This is a genomic window from Chryseobacterium sp. NRRL B-14798 (assembly GCF_050470705.1).
Lineage (GTDB): Bacteria > Bacteroidota > Bacteroidia > Flavobacteriales > Weeksellaceae > Chryseobacterium > Chryseobacterium cupriresistens.
This window is the reverse complement of sequence record NZ_JBFLUL010000005.1, coordinates 5,029,212-5,053,153: the sequence shown is the minus strand read 5'-3', so window position 1 is coordinate 5,053,153 and position 23,942 is coordinate 5,029,212. Positions and strand designations below refer to the sequence as shown.

Below are 23,942 nucleotides of genomic sequence, written 5' to 3'. Positions count from 1 at the left end.
ATTAATTGATTTTATAGCTGGAAATTTTCCAGTCTCCGTTTACATTTTTAAGCCCGAAAGTTACTTTTAAAGAAGTTGTCTTCCCGCTTTTATCCGTCACATCATAAGTGGCGTTTACACTTGCACTGTTGGCAGTGGTACCGTTAGTTGTAATATTTTTTACACTTACATTCTTCACCGATCCAAAACCTGAAGTAGGATTTGAGAAAGACTCATAACTTCCCCAGCTTGGATTGCTTGCCGTTTCGTATGCTGCTTTTAAATTCTGAGAACTTACATTGTTCAGAAACTTGCTTATCGTATTCTTAGGATCTGCTGTGGGCTGCTTTGGAGCTGCTGGTGTAGCAGGAGTAGCTGTTGGATCAGTCGTTGCTGCAGGTGTAGCTGCAGGATTGTTTGGATCCACCACTGCACTTGGCTGTTCTGTCAGCGCGGTTGAATCTGTTTTTGGAATGGCAGGTACTTTTAAGGCTGCAGCATTCACATCAAGTCCGATTTTTGACATTTTGAAAGTTTTTGCCGTAGTTTTTACGGAAACCGTGATGTCAATTTTATTATCTACCACTTTTGAAGCAGGGATAGATGAGAATTTTAAATTGAATCCTTTAAAGTTATTATCCTGCATCAGGTTTTTAGCTGTAGCTAGTCTTACACCATTGCTGAATACTTCAAGAGTGGCTTCAAGACCTGCACCTGTGAAAGATACCGGGTTTCCGGCTGCATCTACAAGTCTTGGAACAATCTGAATGGCCGTAGGCGCCCCGGTTCCGTCATCACCTGTAGGTCTTGTCACAAGGCTTAGTGATCCTGCTTTCACATCATTAGGATCGCTTTCTTTTGCTTTATCATCCCCGAAGATATTCATTTCTCCCAGTGATGGTGGGGCAGTACTTGCCCATTCAATTCCGTTTTTCTGAGCCACTTCATCAGCCAGAGCCATGATTTCAGGAACTTTTTTTCCGTTGATCAGTTTTCCCAGGGCTTTCAGCTCATTGATATCACCATCAGCTTCTACTCCAAATGTTTTAAGGATGTAAAGAGCTTCATTAAACTTAATCTGTTTAATGGTTGGTAAACTGGAAGTCATATCATTGATACTTGACTGCAGTGTTTTAGTATTCGTAGCATCTACATGATCTTTCTTGCATGCTGTAAAAAGCAACAGACTGAAAACAAGTAGAAAAGAAAACTTTTTCATTTTTATTTGGTTTGTTGCAAATTTAATAAAACCTTTATTAATACTAGATTTTATTTTCACTTTATGTTTTATGACTTATTTTATTTCTTTATCACAGGAGCCATAATCTTATTTTTACTTTTTGTTGGGTTGTTCTTTTAAGTCTCCTTTAAAAAAATTACTGAAGATGGTCTGCATATTCGGGAACGAAGGATTCTGCCAGTAAGACGTCTGGTAACTGCTGTTATCTTTATTGAATTTTACCTTTTCAATATCGTTGTCATTAGTGAAACTAAGTTCCGCAGGGTAGAAATTAGTGTAAAGTGCAATCTGATTGTATTCAGGTTCACTTTTATGTTTTAGTTTAACAAAAACGAGTTCGTTATATTCGAGGAAATCTTTTAGTGTTTTTTCTGATCCTTTCTCAAACGACATATTCAATATGGTTCTGATATCATAAAATCTATATCCGAAGAATGAAAATTCTTTTTCCTGAAGGGCGCCGCCTGTCACTTCAATCTGATCTTTACGATCGCCTTTCAATTCTCTGATGATATTTCTTTTGGTTTTATACTCTTCAGGATTTCCTACATTTTTAAGTTTTGGGATTTGCAGAGAGTTCCCATAATCCCATGATGAAGTTTCTTTTTTCTCGTTTTTAGAGTCTGCCAGTCTGAAAACTCTGTATTGTTCTACATTGGAGCTTTTCAGTTTTTTTGTTTTATTGTCAAAAATGTAAGTTACAATTCCATCGGCATAGCTGTTAAGCTTATTGTTTACCGTTACATAGGCGTTAAAATTTCCCTTAATGAAAATATATTTTGCCGGTTTGTTATTTTTGATAACGACAGTTTCAATTTCCTTTACCTGATCATTGATTTTTATAACGGATTGATCAAAGTCTGAGTAAGATAAGGTGGCCACCGGAAAATTATTGTAGACAAGCTGAAATTTCTCCTGGGAAGGCGAGAGGGATTGTTTGTCTATCTTACCTTCAATATCAGAATAGGCTACAATAGTTCCGTCTTTTCCAAATACAGAAACTCTTGGAAGAGGGTTGTTATTTTTTTCAGAAACAAAGGTGATGGTCTGAGCCTGAATAAAACTACATAGCAAAAGGAAGAATGTGTAAAGGCAAAGTTTTGTTTTCATAGTAAGTTTGTTGATTGATGTGCATAAAAAAAGACTGATCGTTTTAACAATCAGTCTTTTATCATTTTATTTTGTTACAAGTCCTTAGAAAGGATACTCATAAATTTCAGATTCGTGTAAGAATGGGTTTCCTGTAGGAATCAACTTCAGTTTAGATAAAGCTGAAAGTACAGTAAACATAAATAATCCGGCTACGAATAAGATTGCTCCAAGGATTAACAAGAATACTTCAGGAGTGTTCCAGTATGGTCCTACCGTTCCCGGCATTACCATGTTGAAGTAGTCTAAGATGTGTCCTAAGATTACTACTACTGCCATTGTAGTAACTACTTTGTAGTTTCTCTTGATGCTGCTGCTCACTAATACCAATAATGGTAATAAGAAGTTGATGATCAACATTGGTAAGAAAGTAGGAGAGTAGTGCTGGAATCTACCGAAGAAGTAGTTAACCTCTTCCGGAACGTTGGCATACCAGTACAACATGAACTGAGCAAACCATGTATACGTCCAAAGCATACTTGTAGCGAAAAGGAATACCCCTAAATCGTGTAAGTGGTTGTCATTGAACTGTGGTAAGAAACCATTTTTCTTAAGATAAACACTTAATAGAATGATTACAGCGATACCACTTGAAAGGCAGCTAACCATTGAATACCAGATATACATTGTAGAATACCAGTGAGGGTCAATAGACATCAACCAGTCCCAAGCCCAAGCTGCAGAAGCAAATCCGAAGAATGCAATATATCCTACTGCCCATCTGTAAAGCATTTGATACTCTACTTTAGATTTAGTTTCGTCTACTTTCTTAGACTGAGCTTTTAATTTCCAAGCGAAGAAAGAAGCACCAATCACATAGATTAAAGTTCTTACTGCGTAGAAAGGAATATTTAAGAATTTTTTCTTTTCAAATAAGATCACATCAAAATGCGGAGAATCCGGGTTTGTCAATTCAGGGTCCATCCAGTGGAATAAGTGACCATTATGAGTGATGTTTAAGATCATAAGGATTACCAGGATTGCACCACCGTAAGGGATATAAGAAGCAATAGCTTCCATTACTCTTGTAATGATGATCGGCCATCCTGCGTGGGCAGCGTGCTGAATAGAATAGAAGAATAATACGCAGCAGCTTACTCCAAAGAAAAATACAGCTACAAAATGTATTGCTGCTAAAGGCTGGTTGTGTACCTGCAATGTAGCATGCTCAAGGTGAGCCGCGTGATCCTGAGGTCCAACCATTTCACTTGAGTGTGTAGGAGCAGTATGACCTGAAGCATGAACAGCTTCCATCATTTGTTCTATTTTCTCAGTAGAAATTCCTTTGTTCAAAAAGAAACCAATACCGAAAAGAACTAAACCTACAACAAGAAGTATTATAGAAGTTGATTTTAATTTTGGTGAAAAACTATACATTTCTTTTCTTATTTTTTAGTTTCGGTAGTCGTTTCAGTTGTTGCTGGTGCCGCCGCTGTAGCTGCTGCCGGTGCTGCTGCTCCTTTTTTGAAAGCACTCATCACATACATTGCTACTCTCCATCTGTCTCCTGCGTTCAATTGTCCCGCATAAGATCCCATGGCATTTCTACCGTTTGTTAATACATAATGAACAGATCCTACAGTAAGTTCTCTGTCAGCATAGTTTGGCACTCCGGAGAATGCTCCACTTTGTACGATAGGTCCTTGTCCGTCACCTCCTGTACCGTGACATGCAGCACAAGTGTGATCAAACAATATTTTACCTCTTTCAAGATCCTTCGCTGCATTAGCTGGGTTCAAAGGAGATACTGTAAGTTTTTTAGAGGCTTCATACCCTGCGTTGTACTCGTCAACATTTTTAGGTAATAAGCTTTCTTCAAAAACTCCATCTTTATTCTGAGCAACTGATCCTTCTACCGGAGAAAGACCTGTTGCACCATTATTTTTAACAAAAGCAGGAATTTCATTTTCATGATCTGAGTAAGCATCCTGAGCTTTCATCAACGGATCATAAGCTACCGGAAAATACATGTCCGGGAAATATACCAACGGAGTGTTCTCCTTTGGTCCGCAAGAGTTAAGTAAAACTGTTGTTAAACCTAAAACCGCTGTAATTTTTAATACATTCTTTTTCATTTTAAGCGTCTTTAACAGTTATTTCTTCAACTCCAGTTTCAATAAGCAACTGTTTTACAGATTCTACATCTTCAGTTACGAATTCCATCATGAATTTATCATCAGTAGTTCTTGGGTCCGGGTTCTGAGCAGGAGCTCCTGGATACATTTTGTTTCTAACCAGGAAAGTTAAAGACATCATGTGAGCTGCACAGAATACCATTAATTCGAACATTGGAACTACGAATGCCGGCATGTTGTGCCCCCAGTCAAAAGCTGGTTTACCACCGATATTCTGAGGCCAGTCGTGATTCATCACATACCAGGTAAGAGTAGCACCGATCGTTACACCATAACAAGCATAGATGAAAGCGGCATCAGAAATTCTGGTTTTCTTTAAACCTAAAGCTTTGTCTAGTCCGTGAACCGGAAACGGAGTATAAACTTCGTTGATTGCGATTCCTTTATCGTTGAATGCTTTAACGCCGTTCATTAAATCGTCGTCGTCAGCATAAAGTCCGTATACAATTTTAGTGGTGCTCATCTCCTTCTTTTGCTTTATAAGTTTCACCTGAGATTTTCAAAATCGATTTTAATTCAGCCTGTGCAATTACAGGGAATGTTCTTGCATATAATAAGAATAATACAGAGAAGAATCCGATTGTTCCTAAGTATACACCCACATCAATGATCGTTGGCTTAAACATAGTCCATGATCCTGGTAAGTAGTCTCTTGAAAGGTTGATAACGATGATATCAAAACGCTCGAACCACATACCGATGTTGATGATCAATGCAACAATGAATGTCCAGATAATGTTCGTTCTTAGTCTCTTGAACCAGAAAGAAGCAGGAATAACAAGGTTACAGATGATCAATGACCAGAATGCCCACCAGTAAGGTCCTACAGCAGCACCCGGAGAAAGATATGTGAAATCTTCAAATCTGGATCCTGAGTACCATCCGATGAAATATTCAGTGGCATAAGCTACAGTTACCATACCACCCGTTAAGATGATTACGATGTTCATAATTTCGATATGATACATTGTAATATATTCTTCTAAGTGACATACTTTTCTTGCAACCAACAATAGGGTCTGTACCATTGCAAATCCTGAGAAGATCGCACCGGCAACGAAATAAGGAGGATAGATTGTTGAGTGCCATCCTTTAATTACCGAAGTTGCGAAGTCAAAAGATACGGTAGTGTGTACTGAGAATACAAGTGGAGTTGCCAAACCTGCAAGAACCAAAGAAAGTTCTTCGAATCTTTGCCAGTGTTTTGCTTTACCACCCCAACCGAATGCAAGGAATGTATAAATTTTCTTAGTCCAAGGAGTTTTCGCTCTATCTCTGATCATTGCAAAGTCAGGGATTAGTCCCATGAACCAGAATACAGTTGATACTGAGAAATATGTAGAGATCGCAAATACGTCCCAAAGTAGAGGAGAGTTGAAGTTCCCCCAAAGAGAACCGAATTGGTTTGGTAAAGGGAATACCCAGTATCCAACCCAAACTCTACCCATGTGGATTACAGGGAAGATTGCTGCCTGTACAACCGCAAAGATCGTCATCGCCTCTGCAGATCTGTTTACAGACATTCTCCATCTCTGTCTAAATAATAATAATACTGCTGAGATTAGGGTCCCGGCGTGACCGATACCTACCCACCATACGAAGTTGGTAATATCCCAACCCCAGTTAATAGTTCTGTTAAGCCCCCATGCTCCAATACCTGTCCCGATAGTGTAAGCGATACAGCCGAATCCATAGAGGAATAGAACTAGTGCAGCATATAATGAGATCCACCATAATTTACCTGCTCTTTCTTCGATAGGTCGTGCGATATCTTCTGTAATATCGTGATAAGTTTTGTGACCAATAATTAGAGGTTCCCTTATCGGAGCTTCGTAATGTCCTGACATTTTTTACCTATTTATTATTTAAACTTTATTTTTCTACTCTGTTTCTTACTTTAGTGTGATAGAACACGTTTGGTTTTGTTCCGATCTCCTCTAGTAAATAATATCTTCTGTTAGATGCATATTGCTCTCTGATCGAAGAATCTTTATCATTCATGTCTCCAAATGTCATTGCTCCAGTAGAACAAGCTTTAGAACAAGCAGTCTGGAATTCTCCATCCTTCACTCTTCTTCCTTCTTTCTTAGCCTCAAGAATTGTATTCTGAGTCATTTGGATACACATTGAACATTTCTCCATTACCCCTCTAGTTCTTACAACTACGTCCGGGTTAAGTACCATTCTTCCTAAATCATTGTTCATGTTGAAATCGAACTTGTCATTTAGGTTATAAGTAAACCAGTTGAAACGTCTTACTTTGTATGGACAGTTGTTTGCACAATATCTTGTACCGATACATCTGTTGTAAGCCATATGGTTTTGACCTTGCTTACCGTGTGAAGTAGCCGCTACCGGACATACAGTTTCACATGGAGCGTGGTTACAGTGCTGACACATTACTGGCTGGAAGATCACATCCGGATTATCAGCAGGGTGGTTCAATGCACCTCCTTCTTTGTTGAATGCAGTACCGTATAATTCTGGTACAGCCATTCCTTCTTTTAACCCTTCGTATACTTCTACCGTTTGTCTTGAAGAATAGTAACGGTCAATTCTTAACCAGTACATATCTCTGGACATTCTTACTTCTTCTTTACCTACTACAGGAACGTTGTTTTCTGCCTGACAAGCAATGATACATGCTCCACAACCAGTACAAGAGTTCAGGTCGATAGATAAGTTGAAGTGAGGACCATCTGTATCATCAAAAGCATCCCAAAGGTCGATTTTTCTCGCTGGAAGTGCTCCGCTGATCGTGTGGTATTCCAAAGGTTTGTTCCATCCTTTGTGCTCATCATCGAAAGCTACGTTGATGAAATCTGCCAAAGGAACTTCCTTCGCGATTTCATAACGACCCATCAATGTATTTTGAAGCTGGATACCTGCGAATTCGTGATCTTCTCCTGTTTTCTCAATTTTAACACCTGAAAGCACAAGGTTAGAACCGTCAAATAAAGGATAAGCATTTACACCGGTATCAGCAGTTGCTCCTGAGTTTTTCTTACCATAACCAAGCGCAAGACCTACAGATCCTTCAGCTTGTCCAGGTTGTACGAATACAGGAACATCTTTTATTGTTACTCCGTTTACAGTAAGGTTTACGATAGAACCATCCAGCTGCATTCTTGCATTAAGATCGTTATCAATTCCGAACTTTTCTGCGTCTTTTGGAGAAATTGTCAGATAGTTATCCCAAGACATTCTTGTGATTGGATCAGGTAACTCTTGTAACCAAGGGTTATTTGCCTGAGTACCATCTCCCATTGAAGTCTTAGTGTATAATACTAATTCTAATTCAGAAGCTTTAAAGTTTCCTAGTTCAGCAACAGCCTGAGCAGCGTTTCCACCTGCATAAGCTAAAGTAGTTGCGTTGGTAGAAGCGTTGATACCGTTATACAATGCTTTGTTGAAAGAAGTACCACCTAAAAGAGAAGCAGAGTTTGCTTTTAAATAATCGTAGTAATTGTTTGCTGCATTGTTTTTTCCGTTCTTCCAAACCAATAGAGATTCTTCAATCTGTCTTGATTTGTAGATTTTCTGGATTGTAGGCTGCATTAATGAATATACTCCTGTCTGTGGTTCGATATCTCCCCAAGACTCCAGCCAGTTGGCTACAGGAATTACAGCTTTCGCTGCTTTGTACATTTCATTTTTCTTATCTGCTACAGCAATTACGTAAGGAACTTTAGATAAAGATTTCTTGAAATCTTCTCCTTTTGGATGAGAATAAATAGGGTCTACGTTGTTGGTAACCAATACACCAACTTGTCCACCGTTTATCCATCCCAGGAATTCCTGGTATCTTGCTCCGTCAAATTCTTTAAGGAAGTTTGCTTTACCTGTGAAAGCTACTGAACCTAATTTCTGGTTGATTAAGTGTGCTAAAACCTGTGCTCCTTTAGAACCGTCAGCAAAAACAACAGCTTTGCTACCTTTTGCTTTCAATTCGTTAGCAATTTCAGTTGCAGTCTTATCAGAAGTACCGCCACCTACGATTGCGTTGTAAACTTCAACTAAAGTTTTGTTTACAGCACTTGGTTTTAATCTGTATCTTGAGTCAGCATTAGCACCGGTTAATGACATGTTAGATTCCACCTGAATGTGTCTCAACATGTTTGGTCCTGGCTTTCTAGCTGCTGCATAAGAAGTTTCTAAGCTTGAAGCGTTATAGTCTCCTAAGAAATCAGCCTGGAAAGAAACTACCAATTCAGAACCTTTAAGGTCATAAACAGGTAATGCTCTTTGTCCGAATACTTCCTGAGCTGCATCTAATCCTGCAGAGTAAGGGAAAGCATCATATGTTACTAATTCAGCTGTAGGATATTTAGCTTTGAATTCAGCGAATAACTTTTTGAAAGTTGGTGAAGCAAAAGAGTGTGATAAAACCACAATCTTTTTGCCAGACGCTTTAGCTTCTTCCAACCCTTTAATAACAAAACTGTCTACTTTATCGAAAGTTTCATCTTTACCATCCAGTTTAGGCTGCTTTACTTTATCATTATCATAAAGAGAAAGTACACTTGCCTGAGCTCTTGCGTTAGTTTTACCTAAATCGCCGCCAGCTGGGTTGGGTTCAATTTTGATAGGTCTACCTTCACGGGTTTTTACCAAAACACTAGCAAAGTCGAAACCGTCAAAATAGGTTGAAGCGTAATAATTAGGGATTCCCGGAATAATATCATGCGGTTTTACCACGTAAGGAATCGTTTTGATTACCGGAGCTTCGCAGGCAGCTAAGGTAACTGCTGCTGTAGAGAATCCTAGTAATTTAAGGAAATCTCTTCTTGAAGTACTTGATCCGTTTTTCTCAGCATCTCCAAGGAAATCTTCTACCGGAATTTCTTCCTGAAACTCTTTCTGAGCCAGCTTATTATTCAAAGCCGGATCTTTAAGTTCATGAATACTTCTGAATTGTATTTTGTTTGAAGCCATTTATACTTCTAATTTTTTAGTTATTAATAATGACATTTACCACACTCAAGACCTCCAATTGCATCTACAGTGATCTTACCTCCATCTTGTGGATATTGTTTTTTCAACTTGTCATGTAGATTTTTGAAGTACTCTTTATTATAACCGTTGTTCATATCAACTTCAGTCGTTCTGTGGCACTCGATACACCATCCCATAGTAAAGTCGTTAGCCATCTGAACAACATTCATTGTATCAATTTTACCATGACAAGCTTTACATACAACATCAATTTTGTTGTTAGGATTCTTTTTGTTGAAAGAATTGATGATCGCCTGTTCCCCAGCAATTACGTGCTGAGAGTGGTTGAAGTAAACGAAGTCTGGCATGTTGTGGATTCTTGTCCATTCAACTGGCTGTGTTTTTCCTGTGTACTGTTGTTTTGCAGGATCCCAACCTGTTGCTGCGTAGATCTTCTGGATTTCACCGTCATAGAATGCCTTGTCTTTTCCAGGCTCCATGTAGTGATCTGCGTTGTATTCAGAAATTGTTCTGTGACAGTTCATACAAACGTTCATAGAAGGAATTTCAGATACTTTTCCGTATTTAGCACTGGAGTGACATAACTGACAGTCAATTTTCTGTTCTCCGGCGTGGATTTTGTGAGAGAAGTAGATAGGCTGCTCAGGTTTGTACCCTTTGTAAACCCCGATCCACATTAGCCAGTTCCATACTCCGTAAGCAGCTAAAATAGCAAGGATTGCCAATAGACCTTTACCAATGAAGTGGAACTTCTCATACATTTCACTGAAAGAACGAACTCTTGTTTCATTAAGTCCGGCTAAATCTTCAGACTGACCCAGTTTTACCAATTGTCTTAGTTTAACCAAGATCCAAACCAGTAAACCTGCGATCGCTAAAAGTGAAATGATGACAACGTTTGTAGTAGTTTTGTCTGCAGGTGCTGCCGCAGTAGCGTCAGTTGCAGGAGTTGCTTCCGGCTTTTTCTCCTCCGGAGCAGGAGGGTTAGTTGTGAAAGCTAAAATGTCGTCAATATCCTTATCTGTAAGATTCGGAAAGACCTGCATTTCAGTCTTATTAAACTTTTCAAAAATCTCATTAGCGTATTTATCCCCAGAAGCTCTCAGAGCTTTGTTGTCTTTGATCCACTTGTGAAGCCAATCTTTGTCTACACCACCTTCTGTCTTTACTCGTTCTACAACCCCTTTTAATGGTGGCCCTACAACTTGTTTGTCCAGCGCGTGACATGCAGTACAATTCGCTTTGAAAAGTTTCTCTCCGTTTTTAGGATCGCCGTCTTGCCCGTAAAATGAAGCACTGGTTGATAGCAATAAGCCTATCGCGATCAACGTTTTTTTATAATGCTTTCTCCAACTAATCATTTAAATTATCTTATGTTAGTAAATTATTGAACATTCAATCAATTCCGCAAAAATAATATTTTTAACAGGAATTTAACGGTATATCGAAAAGGGAAAATATCATTTACGTTTAATTTGTATTGATTCTAAATAACCAGTTTGGTATAGTTTTTTAATTTGTATAAATTTGCGGAAACAAGTTTAAATGAGAAATCTAATCAAAATATTTTCGATATTATCATTATTTGGATTTTATAATATTGAAGCACAGCAAGTTGTTAAAAAGGACACCCTGTCAGGAACAGAGCTTGTAATGACAATGGATTCCAAAATAAATGCTGCTTTGGAAGGAATTGAAGGGAAATGTGCTAAAGCTGCGCCAACAAATTCTTCCAGAGATTTCAGTAATAATGATAGTGGAATTTCTACAGGAATAACTACAAAACCACCTAAGATCTTTGTGCCAAGCAGAGAACTTACCAATGCTGAAATCTGTAAGAAAAATCCTAGAATTTTAGGATTTAAAATTCAGATTACAACAGTGAAAAGTAATGAAGAAGCCAACGAGGTGAAGTCTTATTTCAGAAAAAGATTTCCCAACCTGAAAGTGGAAACAGATGCGTCTTTAAGACCCAACTATAAGATTTTGGCCGGAAGTTATTTCACAAAACAAAGTGCTGCCAGTGATCTTTCCAGAATCAGAGAATACTTTAAATCTGCAGTAGCAGTACAGTATAGAATTTTCTGTGCCGAAGCAAAATAAGAAGAATTTATTTCAACATAGAAAAACAAAAAGCTGAGAAACATTCTCAGCTTTTTTTATTGGTAATAATGTTCCATAAACCAGAAAAATTCTGTCATTCTGAAAATATTGGCGGCGAGCAGATAAGTGAATAACACTACAACCGTTAATGTTAGCAATGACATGATTTTAGGTGATGATCTGTAAGCAAAAAAGAGCCATCCTAACAGCAAAGGATATACAAAGACAAAATGTCCTCCGTAGATGTAGGAAGTATGAAGACCAAATCTCATCACACAATGGATCGCAATGTCAATGAAAAATGAAATGGCAATCACCTGAACCCATTTATTTTTGAAATTTTTACAATAACTCCAAATGATCAGGATCAACAGCAGGATTACAAAAAAGTAAGGAAACACTGATGAATAAAGATCCATGTATAGGCCCTTGAAATTAAAACCTTTCATATTATGCTTGTCTGACATAATAAATCCGGGGAAAAGAATATTACCTCCAAAAAAGAACGAAAGAATCATATCCCATGTCGGCATCGACTTTACATTGGAGAACTTTTCATATTGCTGATTTGTTTTTGAAAAGATATTCTGATATTTAAAATCAATTCTGTTCAAATAAAGAAGTACAAAACAGATCATAGAGACTGTCACTCTAAGCGCTGCATTTCCGAATTTTTTCCAGTTTCTGAAAAGTCCTTTTTCAAATAAAAGTGGGATGAAAACTTTTACAATGTTTGTAATGGTAAGCCCTCCGATAGTAATCCCAGCCAGTGATAAGGCGGTTGCAGGTATTTTTTCTTCCTTCTTTAGTTTTATTGCTGCATAGTGGTTGTATAATGAGAGTAAAAATAAAGTGTAGGTAAAATTTTCCGGAGTGAATGACAAGATGATATTAGTGGAAAAAGCTCCAAAGAATAATATGATTAAAAGGCATAACCATAAAGGAAGGGAAATGATGTTCTTTACATATTTAAATACCTGAACAATATTCAATGTGATGATGATATTGCTGAGCCATGCCAGCGTGAGTCTGAAGCTGGCATCCATTTTTCCTCCTGAAACAAATAATGAAAATTCTCTTACCCAGTTAAAAAAATAGTAGGACAGGGGATGTCTTTCAAAACTGCCTCCTGTCATAAGGATCGATTTGTTATCAAAACTGAAATAAGCATCCCATGGGATTCTATTGTCAAAAATAATTCTGTAATGCAGGGCTATATAAGATCCTAATATTCCATAACAGATCATGAAAAACAGAAATACTGCCAGTTCGGTATAGGTGGATGGGAAAACCAGTTTAAAAAAATGGATAAATTTTGTTTTGATATAAGACACGTGTCAAATTTTTTGCAAAAGTAAAATAAAAAAACCACCAAAATTGGTGGTTGTAAAAGTTTGTATAGACGTTCTTACTGTTTGATTACTTTCTCGGTTTTGGATGTTCCATCAGAGAAGTCTACTTTTAGTAAGTAAGTTCCTTTTGGAAGTGACGAAATATCTAATTTGTCAGAAGAATTGTTAAGCACGGATTTTCCGCTCGCATCAATCACTGTGGCAGATTTTATTTTTTTATCTGCTCTGATGTTGATTTCTCCTTTTGTCGGATTCGGATAGATATTAGTAATGTCTTTTACTTTGGCATTGGTTTCCTGAGTAGATAATGTGCCATTTGCCAAAACCTGTACATCATCTATTGAAAGACTATCCGCGTCATTAGCTACATAATGGAATCTGAATTTAACATTGGCTTGTCCTGCATATGAAGCTAAGCTCACGGTAATCGCGAGTGTTTCATAGTCGATAAATGATCCATAGTTTTCTTCAACCCATACCTGGTTCCATGTGGTTCCTCCGTCAGTGGACACTTCTACTTTTAGATCTCCGTTAGGAAATGGATCAACCATGTATTCATAGCCTATTTTGGCGTTAAACTTTAGGACCGGACTTGTTGTTCCTACTAAACTGAAAGAAGGACTTGTTAAGTGAGCATCCTGTGCTTGGTCAGTCCATCCGATACCTGCAGATTTTCCACCTGTGATATTAAATGTTGCTTGTCCGGTTGCATTGAAGATTATGGTAGTGAATCCCCAAGGTCTTGAAGCCACATTTGTTCCCGTTGTCCATCCTGTTGGAGGAAATGTCGTGCCCTGGAAAGTCTCTGAGAGAATCTGCGCATTTCCCAATATAGAAGAGACTAAGAAGATGAATAGTAATTTTGTTTTCATTTGGTTTACGTTTAAAGTTGACAGTAAAAGTAATAAAAAAATGAAAATAATTGCATGTTTTTTAATTTTTTATGAATAATAATCAATTATGAACTACATGAAAGTGTGGAACATCCCGCTGTATCATCATATCCCGACGGCCTTTTGACGGAGAATTCAGGGTAGATTTCCTGATATGGATTTTCAAGAGCTTTGGTAAGCTTTTCCAGCATTTCCTTTTTACCGTTGCTGATCTCTTCAATACATTCGTAAAGAAGATAATTTCTAAGAATAAATTTTGGGTTTGTTTTTTCCATCATGGCTAAACATTCTTCTCTGGAATTAGAGTTTAATTCTAATCTTGATCTATAACTTTTGATGAAATTATTAAGTTTTGTCAACTTTTTTTCGTCCAAAATAATATAAGAGACCTCTTTAAAGTGCTCTGATATATTGGTTTCTTGAGTTGTTTTTGCCAGTTGATTGAAAAACAGGGTATAATCCAGCTGAAGCTCTTGCATAAGACCTTGCCAGTTGGTGAAGAAATCCTCATCTTCTTTTCGCAGCTGATCAAATCCGAACTTTCTGCAAAGCATCTGGTCGTGGGCTTCCCAAAAATAGGTGCCAAAATTATTTAAAGTATCTTCCAAAAACTTTTCATCTTTGATTAATGGATGAAGAGCATTGGCCAGCTGCCAAAGATTCCACTGAGCGATCTGTCCCTGTTTTCCGAAAGCATATCTTCTTCCTGGAAGATCTGTAGTATTGGGAGTAAAATTCAAATCATATTCATCCATCATGGAATAGGGGCCGTAATCAATCGTTAATCCGAGAACAGACATGTTGTCTGTATTCATCACTCCGTGTACAAAGCCTACTCTGAACCATTCAACCATCAAGTCGGCAGTCCGGGTACATATATTTTCAAAGAAGTCTCTGTATTTTTTGTCGTCAGTTGATGTAATTTCCGGATAATAGTTTTCAATGGTAAAGTCGGCAAGCTCCTGAAGATTGTTGTATTCTCTTTGGGCAGACATGAGTTCAAAATGTCCGAAACGTAAGAAACTTTCAGCAGTTCTGATAACCACTGCACCTTTTTCCAGTTTTGGATTTCCGTTATACATGATGTCACGCATTACATCTTCACCTGTGAAAGCCAGGCTAAGCGCTCTGGTTGTAGGAATGCCCAGATGATACATGGCCTCACTCATCAGGTATTCACGTACAGAAGATCTTAACACAGCTCTTCCATCGGCATGTCTGGAGTAGGGTGTTGCTCCGGCTCCTTTCCATTGAATCTCGGTCTTTTTTCCTGCCTCATTGATAATTTCACCGGCAAGAATGGCTCTTCCGTCTCCAAGTTGTCCTGCCCAGTTTCCGAACTGATGTCCTGCATATGCTGTGGCATAGGTTTGAATATTGTCCGGAAGATGATTTCCAACCAGAAAATCCAGGTCTTTATCTTCATATTTTCCCAAGCCTATTTCCTCTGATAATGCTTCGTTAAAAGTTATCAGCTCAGGTTTATCAAAGCCTGCGGGTTTAATGGTGGCAAATAAAACCTTCGGGGTATTTCTCTGCATTGGGTTGTTGGAGAAATCACCCGGGAAATTTTCAATAAATGGCTGTCTGATACGTTCGATATTCATCCTTCAAAGGTATTAATTATAAAAGAAAAGACCTTTCAGATTATTGAAAGGTCTTATGTATTTCTAAAAGAGAAATTATTTATTGAAATCTACTTCATCATTGGAATGAAGGTTTTCATTGATGTTGTCCTCTTTCTTTTCTGTTGGTTTTTTAGGCGTTGGATCTGCCGGCCTTGGATTTTTGATCTCATCAATGGTTTGAAGGCTTCCTTCATCTCCATATCCTCCGCTTAATCCTTTAAGGTTTGAACATCCGTCTTTCCAGTCTGAAGGTTTTACAAACTTATCATCAGGGGTAACTCCCAGGCTCTTATCTGCCCATACTTTCTTCATGAATATAGCCCAGATTGGCAATGCCATTTTTGCACCCTGACCTTCACCTGTTCCATAAAAGTGGGTAGCTCTGTCTTCCCATCCAACCCATGCTCCGGTTGCTAATTTTGGAGTAATTCCCATAAACCATCCATCAGAGTTGTTTTGAGTTGTTCCTGTTTTGGCAGCAATTTCTACTGCTTTTGAAATTCCTCTTCTTCCCAGTTCTCCGGAAGCGGTTCCGTATTGTGCAACACCTTTCATCAGTTCAATCATGGTGTAAGCATACATTGGGTTCATTACTTCCTTAGGTTCCACGTTTACTTCCTTGATGACTCTACCGTTGGCATCTTCAATTCTCCAGATCATTTCTGGTTTGTTATAGTTACCATAGTTGGCAAAAGTACTGTAAGCACCAAGCATTTCGTAAATTGTAATGTCTGATGAACCTAAAGCAATTGTATTGTTTCTTGGAATATCTTCTGTTACTCCCAGATCTCTTGCCGTCTGGATTACAGCGTCTACTCCTGTCATTTCAATAAGTCTTGCGGCAACAGGGTTTTGAGAATGTGCCAATGCATCTTTTAAAGTTAGCATTCCGCCTCTTCCCGGTACATGCCATCCGTTATGATCGTATGTTCCGTTAGAAACAGCTGAACAAGGTGTCATTCCGAGTTTCATAATCGCAGTGGCATATACGAAAGGCTTAAATGTGGATCCTACCTGTCTCTTACCTTGCTTGATGTGATCATACTGGAAGTGCTGCCAGTCTATACCACCTACCCATGCTTTGATTTCTCCTGTTCCCGGAACCATAGACATTAAACCTGCCTGTGCAATTTGTTTATGATATCTGATAGAATCCCATGGAGACATTTCTATCTCTTCTTCTCCGTTCCATGTGAATCTTGAAGTTTTGATAGGTTTTTTGAATTCCATCATGATAGAATCATCAGGCATACCGTCTGCTTTCAACATCTTGTATCTTCCGGTTCTTTTCATAGCCTGAACCATCACATCATTGATTTGTTTGTCGTTCAGATAGTAGAAAGGTCTGTTCTTTCTTCCTCTTTGTTCCGCATCAAATCTTTTCTGAAGATCCGTTAAGTGCTCCTTAATTGCCTCTTCCGCATATTTCTGCATTTTAGAATCAAGGGTAACGTATATTTTTAAACCGTCTTTGTAAAGGTTTAGTTTTTTGCCGGTTTCTTTTTCGTGAGTTTCAAGATATTTATCAATCTCTTTTCTCAGATAAAACTTGTAATAGGCAGAATAATCATCGTTAATATTTTTGATTGGATGATAATCTAATGCAATAGGTGTTGCAACTGCTTTGTCAAACGTAGCCTGATCTATGTAGCCTGTTTTCAGCATTTGATCCAAAACAACATCTCTTCTCGCTTTTGCTCTTTCCGGATTTCTCATTGGGTTGTTTTTTACCGGATTTTCAAGCATAGCAACAAACATGGTTGCTTCGGGTAAAGTAAGTTCGGAGGTCTTCTTGTTAAAGTATATTTTGGAAGCCATTTCAATTCCGTTGGCATTGTAAAGGAAATCAAACTTATTGAAATACAATGTTACAATTTCTTCTTTGGTATATCTCTTTTCAAGACTTACAGCCACTACCCATTCTTTCAGCTTTTGAAAAACAGCCTTAATTTTATTATCTGCTCTTTTCCCTGTGAAAAGTAATTTTGCCAGCTGCTGGGTAATGGTAGATCCTCCACCTCGGCCGCCACCAAAAACTACTGCTCTGGCAACAGACTGAAGGTCAATTCCTGAATGTTCTTTGAAACGCTCATCTTCTTTAGCCTGAAGCGCATAGATAAGGAAAGGAGGAAGGTCCTTATAAACAATGGGCTGAGTTTTTTCTTTTTCGAATTTACCCAAGGTTACTCCGTCTGAAGAAATGATCTCAGAAGCAACAAAGATGTCCGGATTTTCAAGTTCTTTTACATCAGGCATTTCACCAAGGAATCCTTGGGAAACCGAAAAGAAAAGTACTGAAATTCCAAGAACTACCGCGATGAGTCCTATCCAAATAAATGAAACCCATTTTCTCCAGGAGGTATCTTTCTTTTTCTTGGGAGGCAGAGGAAATGTTTTCCCCTTATTTCCTGCATTTTTTTTGTTTTCTTCCATTTATGGTTACGGTTTAGCCGTTTCTATTTTTACCCCAATATCCTCAATTCCCGGAAGGTTGTCGTTTCTCATCGCCTGGGTAAGACCGATTTCATATTTTCCTTTTCCTGGAAACTGGTAATTTACTTTATACTGAAACAAAGTTTCTTTCGTATCACCAAACCCTGTACCAAGCCATTCTCCGTTTGGTTTAGCCAGAACATAATTTAAAGTGTCTGTTTCCTTTTTTTTGTTCTGTAGATTGGTGAAATTCACTATAAACCTTATATTGCTGTAAGGATAAGTGTTGTTATTTCTTACGACAAATATAATATTTTTAGGATTCTGCGGATCTGAAACTTCAAGATTAAATTTTTGTTCACTTTTCTTATTCCATTTGTTATCAACGGAATTCATAATGATGTCTCCTCCTGAGGAAGAGTTACAGCTAAAGAAAAGGATAAGTGACAGTAATCCTAAAATTTTATGCATTATTATCTTTTTTTGGAGGATATCTCTTTTTGAATTTTTTCTTATTTGGATTGCTCTGTGGCTTCTTATCAGCATCAGAGTTGTTCACCGCTTTTTCCACAGGTGCTTTTTGCTGTGGGTGCTGCTTTTGAGGTCTAGGCTGATTGGCAGACTGGGCATTTGGGTTTTCGGTTTTTTCAGATCTTTCCGGCCTGTCGTTTTTCTCCGGTCTGTTTCTTTTTTGTCCTTGTCCCTGACCTTGGTTTTGTGATCCCTGTTGTCCGTTATTCTGCTTATTCCTGTTTCTGTTTCCTCTGTTTTTCTTCTCAAATCGGTCCACATTATTTTCCTGGATCAGGTCAATAGTATGAGTAGAGGCTTCCGGCTGTTTCAAGTCTTCAAGAGGAAGCGTTTTTTCACCTCTTTTGTTTTTTGAAATCAGTTTTTTAACAAGATCAATATCGAAATCATACCATGCGATTGAACTATCCACGTAAGCAAACCACATTTTCTTTTTGAAAACATCAATTTTGATACAGAATGCTTTTCCTTTTTCTGTTTCCAAAGTAGTTGAAGAAGAAGGGAAGTTGCTTAACGCATCCAGATAGCTGTCAAGCTCATAGTTAAGACAACATTTAAGCTTACCGCACTGTCCTGCAAGTTTCTGAGGGTTGATGCTCAGTTGTTGATATCTTGCAACGTTGGTGTTTACAGACCTGAAATCTGTAAGCCATGTAGAACAGCAAAGCTCACGTCCGCAAGATCCGATTCCGCCCACCTTGGCTGCTTCCTGTCTGAAACCAATCTGTTTCATATCAATTTTAGTACGGAAAGCTCCGGCGTAATCTTTAATTAATTGTCTGAAATCCACTCGGTTATCAGCAGTGTAATAAAAGGTGATTTTTGAAGCATCCCCCTGATATTCCACGTCAGTAACTTTCATTTCAAGACCTAATCTTTGTGCAATTTTTCTTGCTTCAAGCTTTACGCCATCTTCTTTTTTTCTTGCTTCCTGCCATACCTCAAGGTCTTTTTGGTTGGCCTGTCTGTATATTTTGAGTGCCGATTCTTCAGAAAACTTTTTCTTTTTCATCTGAATCTTTACTAATTCTCCCGTAAGGCTTACTACGCCTACATCGTGTCCCGGACTTGATTCTACTGTAATTACGCTACCTATATGTAAAGGAATATTATTTACATTTTTATAAAACGATTTTCTGTCATTTTTAAATCTAACTTCTACAAAATCACACCTGTTCGGTGCCGGATTGTTGATGTTAGAAAGCCAGTCAAAAACACTTAATTTATAACTATTCCCGCAGGTATTTACATTTTCACAGCCATTTGCGGTTTTTTTAGGGCCGCAAGAATGTGCAGAATCGCCGGATGTTTTACATCCACAACTCATATTTTCTATTATTTATAATCTGCAAATTTATGTATTTTTATCTTTATGCGATTCTAAAATACTTAAATAAGCTGAATTCGGCATAAAACATTTTCATATTTTGACTAAGAATGATGGCTGTAGACTTAATCAGATGCTAATATTTATTCTATTTTGTTTCCTTTAACATTTATTATCTTTTTACTTTCCTGTATTGCTTTTTTAGAGCATTATTGTTTGGTTTTAAACAATCGTTTAAAACTAAACAATGAATATGACTTGGTTTATCAACTGTTTTAAATAGTTAATAATGATTATTTTGCATTTTATTTTCTTCGAGGTGTTATTTTAAACATAGTTTTCTTTTGCAATATTGTTTAAAATATTAGGAAATATTAACAGACGTATTCAAAATAATTTTATATTTGGCTTATATATATAATAATAGTCTATGAAAAAAATATTAGTATCAACTGCTTTATTGGCGGGAGTTCTATCTTATGCAGGAGGCTTCAGAGTTTCCCTGCAGGGGGTAAAACAATTGGCAATGGCGCATACTAGTGCTCATGCCGAAGACGCGAGTGTGACATTCTTTAACCCGGCGGGTATGTCATTTATCCCTTCCAAGCTGAGTGTAGTGGCAGGAGGGTTTGGTGCAAGTAATAAAGTTACTTTTCAAAACTTCAATACTTTACAAAGTGCAGAAACAGATAACCCTATAGGAACACCTATATATGCTGCAATTACTTATAGACCCATAGAGAAACTTACCGTAGGGTTCAGTTTTTCAACGCCTTTTGGAAGTACAATCAAATGGCCTGATAACTGGGAAGGTAAGGAATTGGTACAGAAAATGGAACTGAAAAGTTTCTATTTCCAGCCAATGGTCTCTGTAAAATTGGCTCCATGGGTATCTTTTGGTGCCAGCTATATCTACGCAAGAGGAAAAGTGGATTGGGACAAGGCAGTGACTCAATTTGACGGAAAGGTTAATATTAATGACGATAATGCAACCGGCCACGGATATGGATTCGGTTTCTATTTCAGACCTGACCCGAAATTAGATGTGAGTATTGCATATCGTTCAGCAATCGATATGAAAGCTAAATCAGGAACTGCTACATTCCAGTTCCCTTCTCAATCTGTTTATAATCAGCTAAAACTGAATGCTGCAGGACAAGATGGTTTCTCAGCAACGCTGCCATTGGTTGAAGAATATACCATTGGTTTGACTTATAAGATAACACCGAAGTGGCAGGTTTCTGCAGACTTTAACTATCACGGATGGGAAAGATACAGCAAACTTACATTGGATTTTGAGAATGCGCCTATCGGAAACAATCCGTCAGACCCAACGATTCTTACCAATCCTAAGAACTTCAAAAACTCCAAAACTTTCAGACTGGGAACCCAGTATGCATTCACCAATATGATCTACGGACGTTTGGGAGCTTATTATGATGAAGCACCTTATACTACGGATAACTTTATACCGGAAACTCCTTCATATGATACCTATGTGGTTACAGGTGGGGTAGGCTTCAAGCTGAAGCAGTTCGGAATTGATGTTGCCGGAGGATATGCAATGCCTCAGTACAGAAAGGTGAATAATGTTAATATAGGGCTTAACGGACAGTCAAAAGCAACTGCTTTCTACTTTGGTCTAGGTTTCTCTTATAATCCATTTTAATTTTAGAAGACTATGAAAAAAATTATAATATCGACAATGGCAGTTTCTGCACTTCTTTTTACAGTAAGCTGTAATACGGATTTCGATACGGATGTGAAAGATATCCCGGTAACAAAAGGAGACGCAGACTTTTCAAAATATATATCGTTAGGAAACTCATTAACTGCTGGTTATAGAGATGGAGCACTTTACAGCAGTGGACAGAATGAATCTTATCCAAGCATGATTGCAGCGCAAATGCAATTAGCAGGTGGAGGCGCTTTTAAACAGCCAATGATGCCTAATGACACAGGAGGGTTTACCAATTTATTTAACCCAGCAACAGGAGATTTTGCAGGTAAATATGTGTTAAGTGTGGTGAACGGAGCATTAACTCCCGGTCCAACAGCTCCAGGAGCAGCATTAGATAATGTTTCTGCTGGTGGTCCTTACCAGAATATGGGAGTTCCGGGAGCAAGAGTAGCGCATTTACTGGCTCCGGGATATGGGAATCCAGCCGGATTAATCTCTACGCCTGCTACTGCAAATCCATATTTCGTAAGGTTTGCGTCATCAACAACAACTTCAGTAGTAGAAGATGCCCTAAAACAAGACCCAACCTTCATTTCTTTATGGATAGGAAATAATGATGTTTTATTATATGCAACTTCAGGAGGAGCTGATCCGAATGTTCCGATTACGCCAGTAGATGGTGCTGTAGGGGTAGGGTTCAGTAATACCTATGCTTATTTAGTAGATAAACTATTCCCTGCCGGTACAAAAAGAAAAGGTGTTATTGCTAATATTCCTACAGTTACCAATGTCCCTTACTTTACGAGAATTCCTGCTATGCCTCTTACGGGTTTGACAGATGCTCAGGTGACTCAGCTGAATACAGGATATGCTCAGTATAACGCAGGATTGCTTCAGGCTAAAACCTTAGGAGCGATCAGCGATGCGGAATATCAGAGAAGGTTAATTAAATTTACTGCCGGAGCAGCAGTCAACGGAGCTGTAATTGTAGATAAAGATCTGTCAACTGTTCCGGGGCTTCCAAAATACAGACAAACAACAGCGAAGGATTTAATTCTTTTACCAGCTAGTAAAGTTCTTACTCCACAGGCTGGAGGAGGTACTTCCGTACCATTAGAAGATAAGCTTGTCCTTACTGAAGCTGAGACTGCAAAAGTCCTTGCTGCTACTGCAGGATATAACACAGCGATAAAAAAAGCAGCAACAGACAAAGGTCTTGCCTTTGTGGATATGGACGCTAAAATGATGGAATTGAATTCTAAATCAGGAATTATTTGGGATGGAGTAAAATATACGGCGACATTTGTAACCGGCGGAGCTTTCTCTTTAGACGGAGTTCATCTGACAGGACGCGGATATGGTATTGTTGCTAATGAATTTATTAAATCTATTAACGCCAAATACAATTCTACACTTCCACAGGTAGATCCGAACAAATATTCAGGAGTTAAATTCCCTTAATAATTGATAAAATAAAAACTTAAAAACCACAGGAGTAAATCTTGTGGTTTTTTTTTAAATTTGCAAAATCTTTTAAAAAGTAAAAATGGCCGATCAGTTAAGTTATCTATTTTGTACAAGAACCAGCAGGGACTTGGCAGAGAAAATTGCCCAGAATTATGGGAAAGAATTAGGAAAAATCAACTTTCAGGAGTTCAGTGATGGGGAATTTGAGCCTGTTTTGGACGAATCTGTAAGAGGAGGAAGAGTTTTCCTGATTGGATCTACATTCCCTCCTGCAGACAATCTTTTGGAACTTCTTCTAATGATTGATGCAGCAAAAAGAGCTTCTGCAAAGAGCATCACCGTAGTAATTCCTTACTTTGGTCTTGCCAGACAGGACAGAAAAGACAAACCAAGAGCGCCGATCGGTGCAAAATTAGTTGCCAACCTTCTTACTGCAGCAGGAGCAACAAGAATCATGACAATGGACCTTCATGCAGATCAAATCCAGGGATTCTTCGAAATTCCGGTAGATCACCTGTATGCCTCTACTATTTTCGTAGACCACATCAGGTCTTTGAATCTTGATAATCTTACCATTGCTTCTCCGGATATGGGAGGTGCGAAAAGAGCGAAAAACTATGCCGGTCACCTGGGTGCTGAAGTAGTAATTGCTTATAAGGAAAGAAAAAAAGCAAACGTTGTAGAAGAAATGTTCCTTATTGGTGATGTTACAGGTAAAAACGTAATCCTTATTGATGATATGATTGATACTGCAGGTACACTTTGCAAAGCTGCAGATATCTTGATTGAAAAAGGAGCAAAAACAGTAAGAGCTATGGCTACCCACGGAGTGCTTTCTGGTAAGGCTTACGAGAATATTGAGAACTCAAAATTGCTGGAAGTTATTGTAACTGACTCAATTCCTGTTAAAAATAATTTGTCATCTAAAATAAAAGTGCTATCTTGCGCCCCGTTATTTGCAGACGTTATGACAATGGTTCATGAACATAAATCAATTAGTAGTAAATTTGTTATTTAATTGATTTTAAATAAATTGCAAATTAAAATTAGAACAATTTTTTAAATTTT

Annotated in this window: 18 protein-coding genes; 4 read left to right on the top strand and 14 right to left on the bottom strand. The window is 38.1% G+C overall.

Features of this window, described 5'->3' with window-relative positions; translation table 11 throughout:
- Nucleotide 1: 1 nt before the first annotated feature.
- From AB1278_RS23105 to AB1278_RS23070, 8 genes are all read right to left on the bottom strand, one after another.
- Nucleotides 2–1,198, bottom strand: coding sequence for a hypothetical protein (locus tag AB1278_RS23105; RefSeq protein WP_429817250.1), 1,197 nt, complete (start codon nt 1,196–1,198; stop codon nt 2–4).
- 114 nt (nt 1,199–1,312) lie between these two features.
- A complete protein-coding gene (locus tag AB1278_RS23100) occupies nt 1,313–2,329 on the bottom strand; it encodes a hypothetical protein (protein WP_202841909.1) in 1,017 nt (338 codons plus the stop codon).
- Nucleotides 2,330–2,413: 84 nt separating this feature from the next.
- Nucleotides 2,414–3,745, bottom strand: a complete 1,332-nt coding sequence (locus tag AB1278_RS23095; RefSeq protein ID WP_034691800.1) for a hypothetical protein — start codon at nt 3,743–3,745, stop codon at nt 2,414–2,416.
- An 8-nt stretch (nt 3,746–3,753) separates the two neighbouring features.
- A complete protein-coding gene (locus AB1278_RS23090; protein ID WP_110009109.1) occupies nt 3,754–4,443 on the bottom strand; it encodes a c-type cytochrome in 690 nt (229 codons plus the stop codon).
- Between the two features lies 1 nt (nt 4,444).
- Nucleotides 4,445–4,966 carry a DUF3341 domain-containing protein gene (locus AB1278_RS23085; protein ID WP_027371993.1) on the bottom strand — a complete coding sequence of 174 codons (522 nt, stop codon included), beginning with the start codon at nt 4,964–4,966 and terminating at the stop codon, nt 4,445–4,447.
- A complete protein-coding gene (gene nrfD, locus AB1278_RS23080; RefSeq protein WP_034691792.1) occupies nt 4,953–6,350 on the bottom strand; it encodes an NrfD/PsrC family molybdoenzyme membrane anchor subunit in 1,398 nt (465 codons plus the stop codon). The genes AB1278_RS23085 and nrfD overlap by 14 nt, the downstream gene beginning before the upstream one ends.
- 25 nt (nt 6,351–6,375) lie before the next feature.
- Nucleotides 6,376–9,438 carry a TAT-variant-translocated molybdopterin oxidoreductase gene (locus AB1278_RS23075; RefSeq protein WP_110009110.1) on the bottom strand — a complete coding sequence of 1,021 codons (3,063 nt, stop codon included), beginning with the start codon at nt 9,436–9,438 and terminating at the stop codon, nt 6,376–6,378.
- A 23-nt stretch (nt 9,439–9,461) separates the two neighbouring features.
- Nucleotides 9,462–10,820, bottom strand: coding sequence for a c-type cytochrome (locus tag AB1278_RS23070; RefSeq protein ID WP_047426932.1), 1,359 nt, complete (start codon nt 10,818–10,820; stop codon nt 9,462–9,464).
- Between the two features lie 184 nt (nt 10,821–11,004).
- Here AB1278_RS23070 and AB1278_RS23065 point away from each other — a divergent pair, with 184 nt between their 5' ends.
- Complete coding sequence (locus tag AB1278_RS23065) at nt 11,005–11,562, top strand: SPOR domain-containing protein (protein ID WP_227941202.1); 558 nt, start codon at nt 11,005–11,007, stop codon at nt 11,560–11,562.
- A 56-nt stretch (nt 11,563–11,618) separates the two neighbouring features.
- Here AB1278_RS23065 and AB1278_RS23060 read toward each other — a convergent pair whose 3' ends face one another.
- The 6 genes from AB1278_RS23060 to AB1278_RS23035 form a co-directional block, all read right to left on the bottom strand.
- A complete protein-coding gene (locus tag AB1278_RS23060; protein ID WP_429817243.1) occupies nt 11,619–12,896 on the bottom strand; it encodes a DUF6080 domain-containing protein in 1,278 nt (425 codons plus the stop codon).
- 74 nt (nt 12,897–12,970) lie between these two features.
- A complete protein-coding gene (locus AB1278_RS23055; RefSeq protein ID WP_429817240.1) occupies nt 12,971–13,786 on the bottom strand; it encodes a T9SS type A sorting domain-containing protein in 816 nt (271 codons plus the stop codon).
- 86 nt (nt 13,787–13,872) lie between these two features.
- Nucleotides 13,873–15,414 (bottom strand): protein adenylyltransferase SelO, encoded by a 1,542-nt coding sequence (locus AB1278_RS23050; RefSeq protein WP_202841901.1) that lies wholly within the window; start codon nt 15,412–15,414, stop codon nt 13,873–13,875.
- A gap of 75 nt (nt 15,415–15,489) precedes the next feature.
- Nucleotides 15,490–17,868: a transglycosylase domain-containing protein gene (locus AB1278_RS23045; protein ID WP_110009115.1), complete on the bottom strand. Its 2,379-nt coding sequence runs from the start codon at nt 17,866–17,868 to the stop codon at nt 15,490–15,492.
- A 6-nt stretch (nt 17,869–17,874) separates the two neighbouring features.
- Nucleotides 17,875–18,339 (bottom strand): gliding motility lipoprotein GldH, encoded by a 465-nt coding sequence (locus tag AB1278_RS23040; protein WP_411414152.1) that lies wholly within the window; start codon nt 18,337–18,339, stop codon nt 17,875–17,877.
- Nucleotides 18,332–19,726 carry a PSP1 domain-containing protein gene (locus tag AB1278_RS23035; RefSeq protein ID WP_411414153.1) on the bottom strand — a complete coding sequence of 465 codons (1,395 nt, stop codon included), beginning with the start codon at nt 19,724–19,726 and terminating at the stop codon, nt 18,332–18,334. Before AB1278_RS23035 ends, AB1278_RS23040 begins: the two co-directional genes overlap by 8 nt.
- Nucleotides 19,727–20,156: 430 nt before the next feature.
- On the opposite strand from AB1278_RS23035, the gene AB1278_RS23030 reads away from it, so the two are divergent.
- From AB1278_RS23030 to AB1278_RS23020, 3 genes are all read left to right on the top strand, one after another.
- Nucleotides 20,157–21,395: an OmpP1/FadL family transporter gene (locus AB1278_RS23030; RefSeq protein WP_110009118.1), complete on the top strand. Its 1,239-nt coding sequence runs from the start codon at nt 20,157–20,159 to the stop codon at nt 21,393–21,395.
- A 12-nt stretch (nt 21,396–21,407) separates the two neighbouring features.
- A complete protein-coding gene (locus AB1278_RS23025) occupies nt 21,408–22,868 on the top strand; it encodes a G-D-S-L family lipolytic protein (RefSeq protein WP_343643873.1) in 1,461 nt (486 codons plus the stop codon).
- Nucleotides 22,869–22,953: 85 nt separating this feature from the next.
- Nucleotides 22,954–23,892, top strand: a complete 939-nt coding sequence (locus tag AB1278_RS23020) for a ribose-phosphate pyrophosphokinase (RefSeq protein WP_110009120.1) — start codon at nt 22,954–22,956, stop codon at nt 23,890–23,892.
- Nucleotides 23,893–23,942 lie beyond the last annotated feature (50 nt).

What these genes read in the sequence shown, in the direction of transcription:
- AB1278_RS23105 (WP_429817250.1), bottom strand. Translation starts at nt 1,198, where the DNA reads ATGAAAAAGTTTTCTTTTCTACTTGTTTTCAGTCTGTTGCTTTTTACA.
- AB1278_RS23100 (WP_202841909.1), bottom strand. Translation starts at nt 2,329, where the DNA reads ATGAAAACAAAACTTTGCCTTTACACATTCTTCCTTTTGCTATGTAGT.
- AB1278_RS23095 (WP_034691800.1), bottom strand. Translation starts at nt 3,745, where the DNA reads ATGTATAGTTTTTCACCAAAATTAAAATCAACTTCTATAATACTTCTT.
- AB1278_RS23090 (WP_110009109.1), bottom strand. Translation starts at nt 4,443, where the DNA reads ATGAAAAAGAATGTATTAAAAATTACAGCGGTTTTAGGTTTAACAACA.
- AB1278_RS23085 (WP_027371993.1), bottom strand. Translation starts at nt 4,966, where the DNA reads ATGAGCACCACTAAAATTGTATACGGACTTTATGCTGACGACGACGAT.
- nrfD (WP_034691792.1), bottom strand. Translation starts at nt 6,350, where the DNA reads ATGTCAGGACATTACGAAGCTCCGATAAGGGAACCTCTAATTATTGGT.
- AB1278_RS23075 (WP_110009110.1), bottom strand. Translation starts at nt 9,438, where the DNA reads ATGGCTTCAAACAAAATACAATTCAGAAGTATTCATGAACTTAAAGAT.
- AB1278_RS23070 (WP_047426932.1), bottom strand. Translation starts at nt 10,820, where the DNA reads ATGATTAGTTGGAGAAAGCATTATAAAAAAACGTTGATCGCGATAGGC.
- AB1278_RS23065 (WP_227941202.1), top strand. Translation starts at nt 11,005, where the DNA reads ATGAGAAATCTAATCAAAATATTTTCGATATTATCATTATTTGGATTT.
- AB1278_RS23055 (WP_429817240.1), bottom strand. Translation starts at nt 13,786, where the DNA reads ATGAAAACAAAATTACTATTCATCTTCTTAGTCTCTTCTATATTGGGA.
- AB1278_RS23050 (WP_202841901.1), bottom strand. Translation starts at nt 15,414, where the DNA reads ATGAATATCGAACGTATCAGACAGCCATTTATTGAAAATTTCCCGGGT.
- AB1278_RS23045 (WP_110009115.1), bottom strand. Translation starts at nt 17,868, where the DNA reads ATGGAAGAAAACAAAAAAAATGCAGGAAATAAGGGGAAAACATTTCCT.
- AB1278_RS23040 (WP_411414152.1), bottom strand. Translation starts at nt 18,339, where the DNA reads ATGCATAAAATTTTAGGATTACTGTCACTTATCCTTTTCTTTAGCTGT.
- AB1278_RS23035 (WP_411414153.1), bottom strand. Translation starts at nt 19,726, where the DNA reads ATGAGTTGTGGATGTAAAACATCCGGCGATTCTGCACATTCTTGCGGC.
- AB1278_RS23030 (WP_110009118.1), top strand. Translation starts at nt 20,157, where the DNA reads ATGAAAAAAATATTAGTATCAACTGCTTTATTGGCGGGAGTTCTATCT.
- AB1278_RS23025 (WP_343643873.1), top strand. Translation starts at nt 21,408, where the DNA reads ATGAAAAAAATTATAATATCGACAATGGCAGTTTCTGCACTTCTTTTT.
- AB1278_RS23020 (WP_110009120.1), top strand. Translation starts at nt 22,954, where the DNA reads ATGGCCGATCAGTTAAGTTATCTATTTTGTACAAGAACCAGCAGGGAC.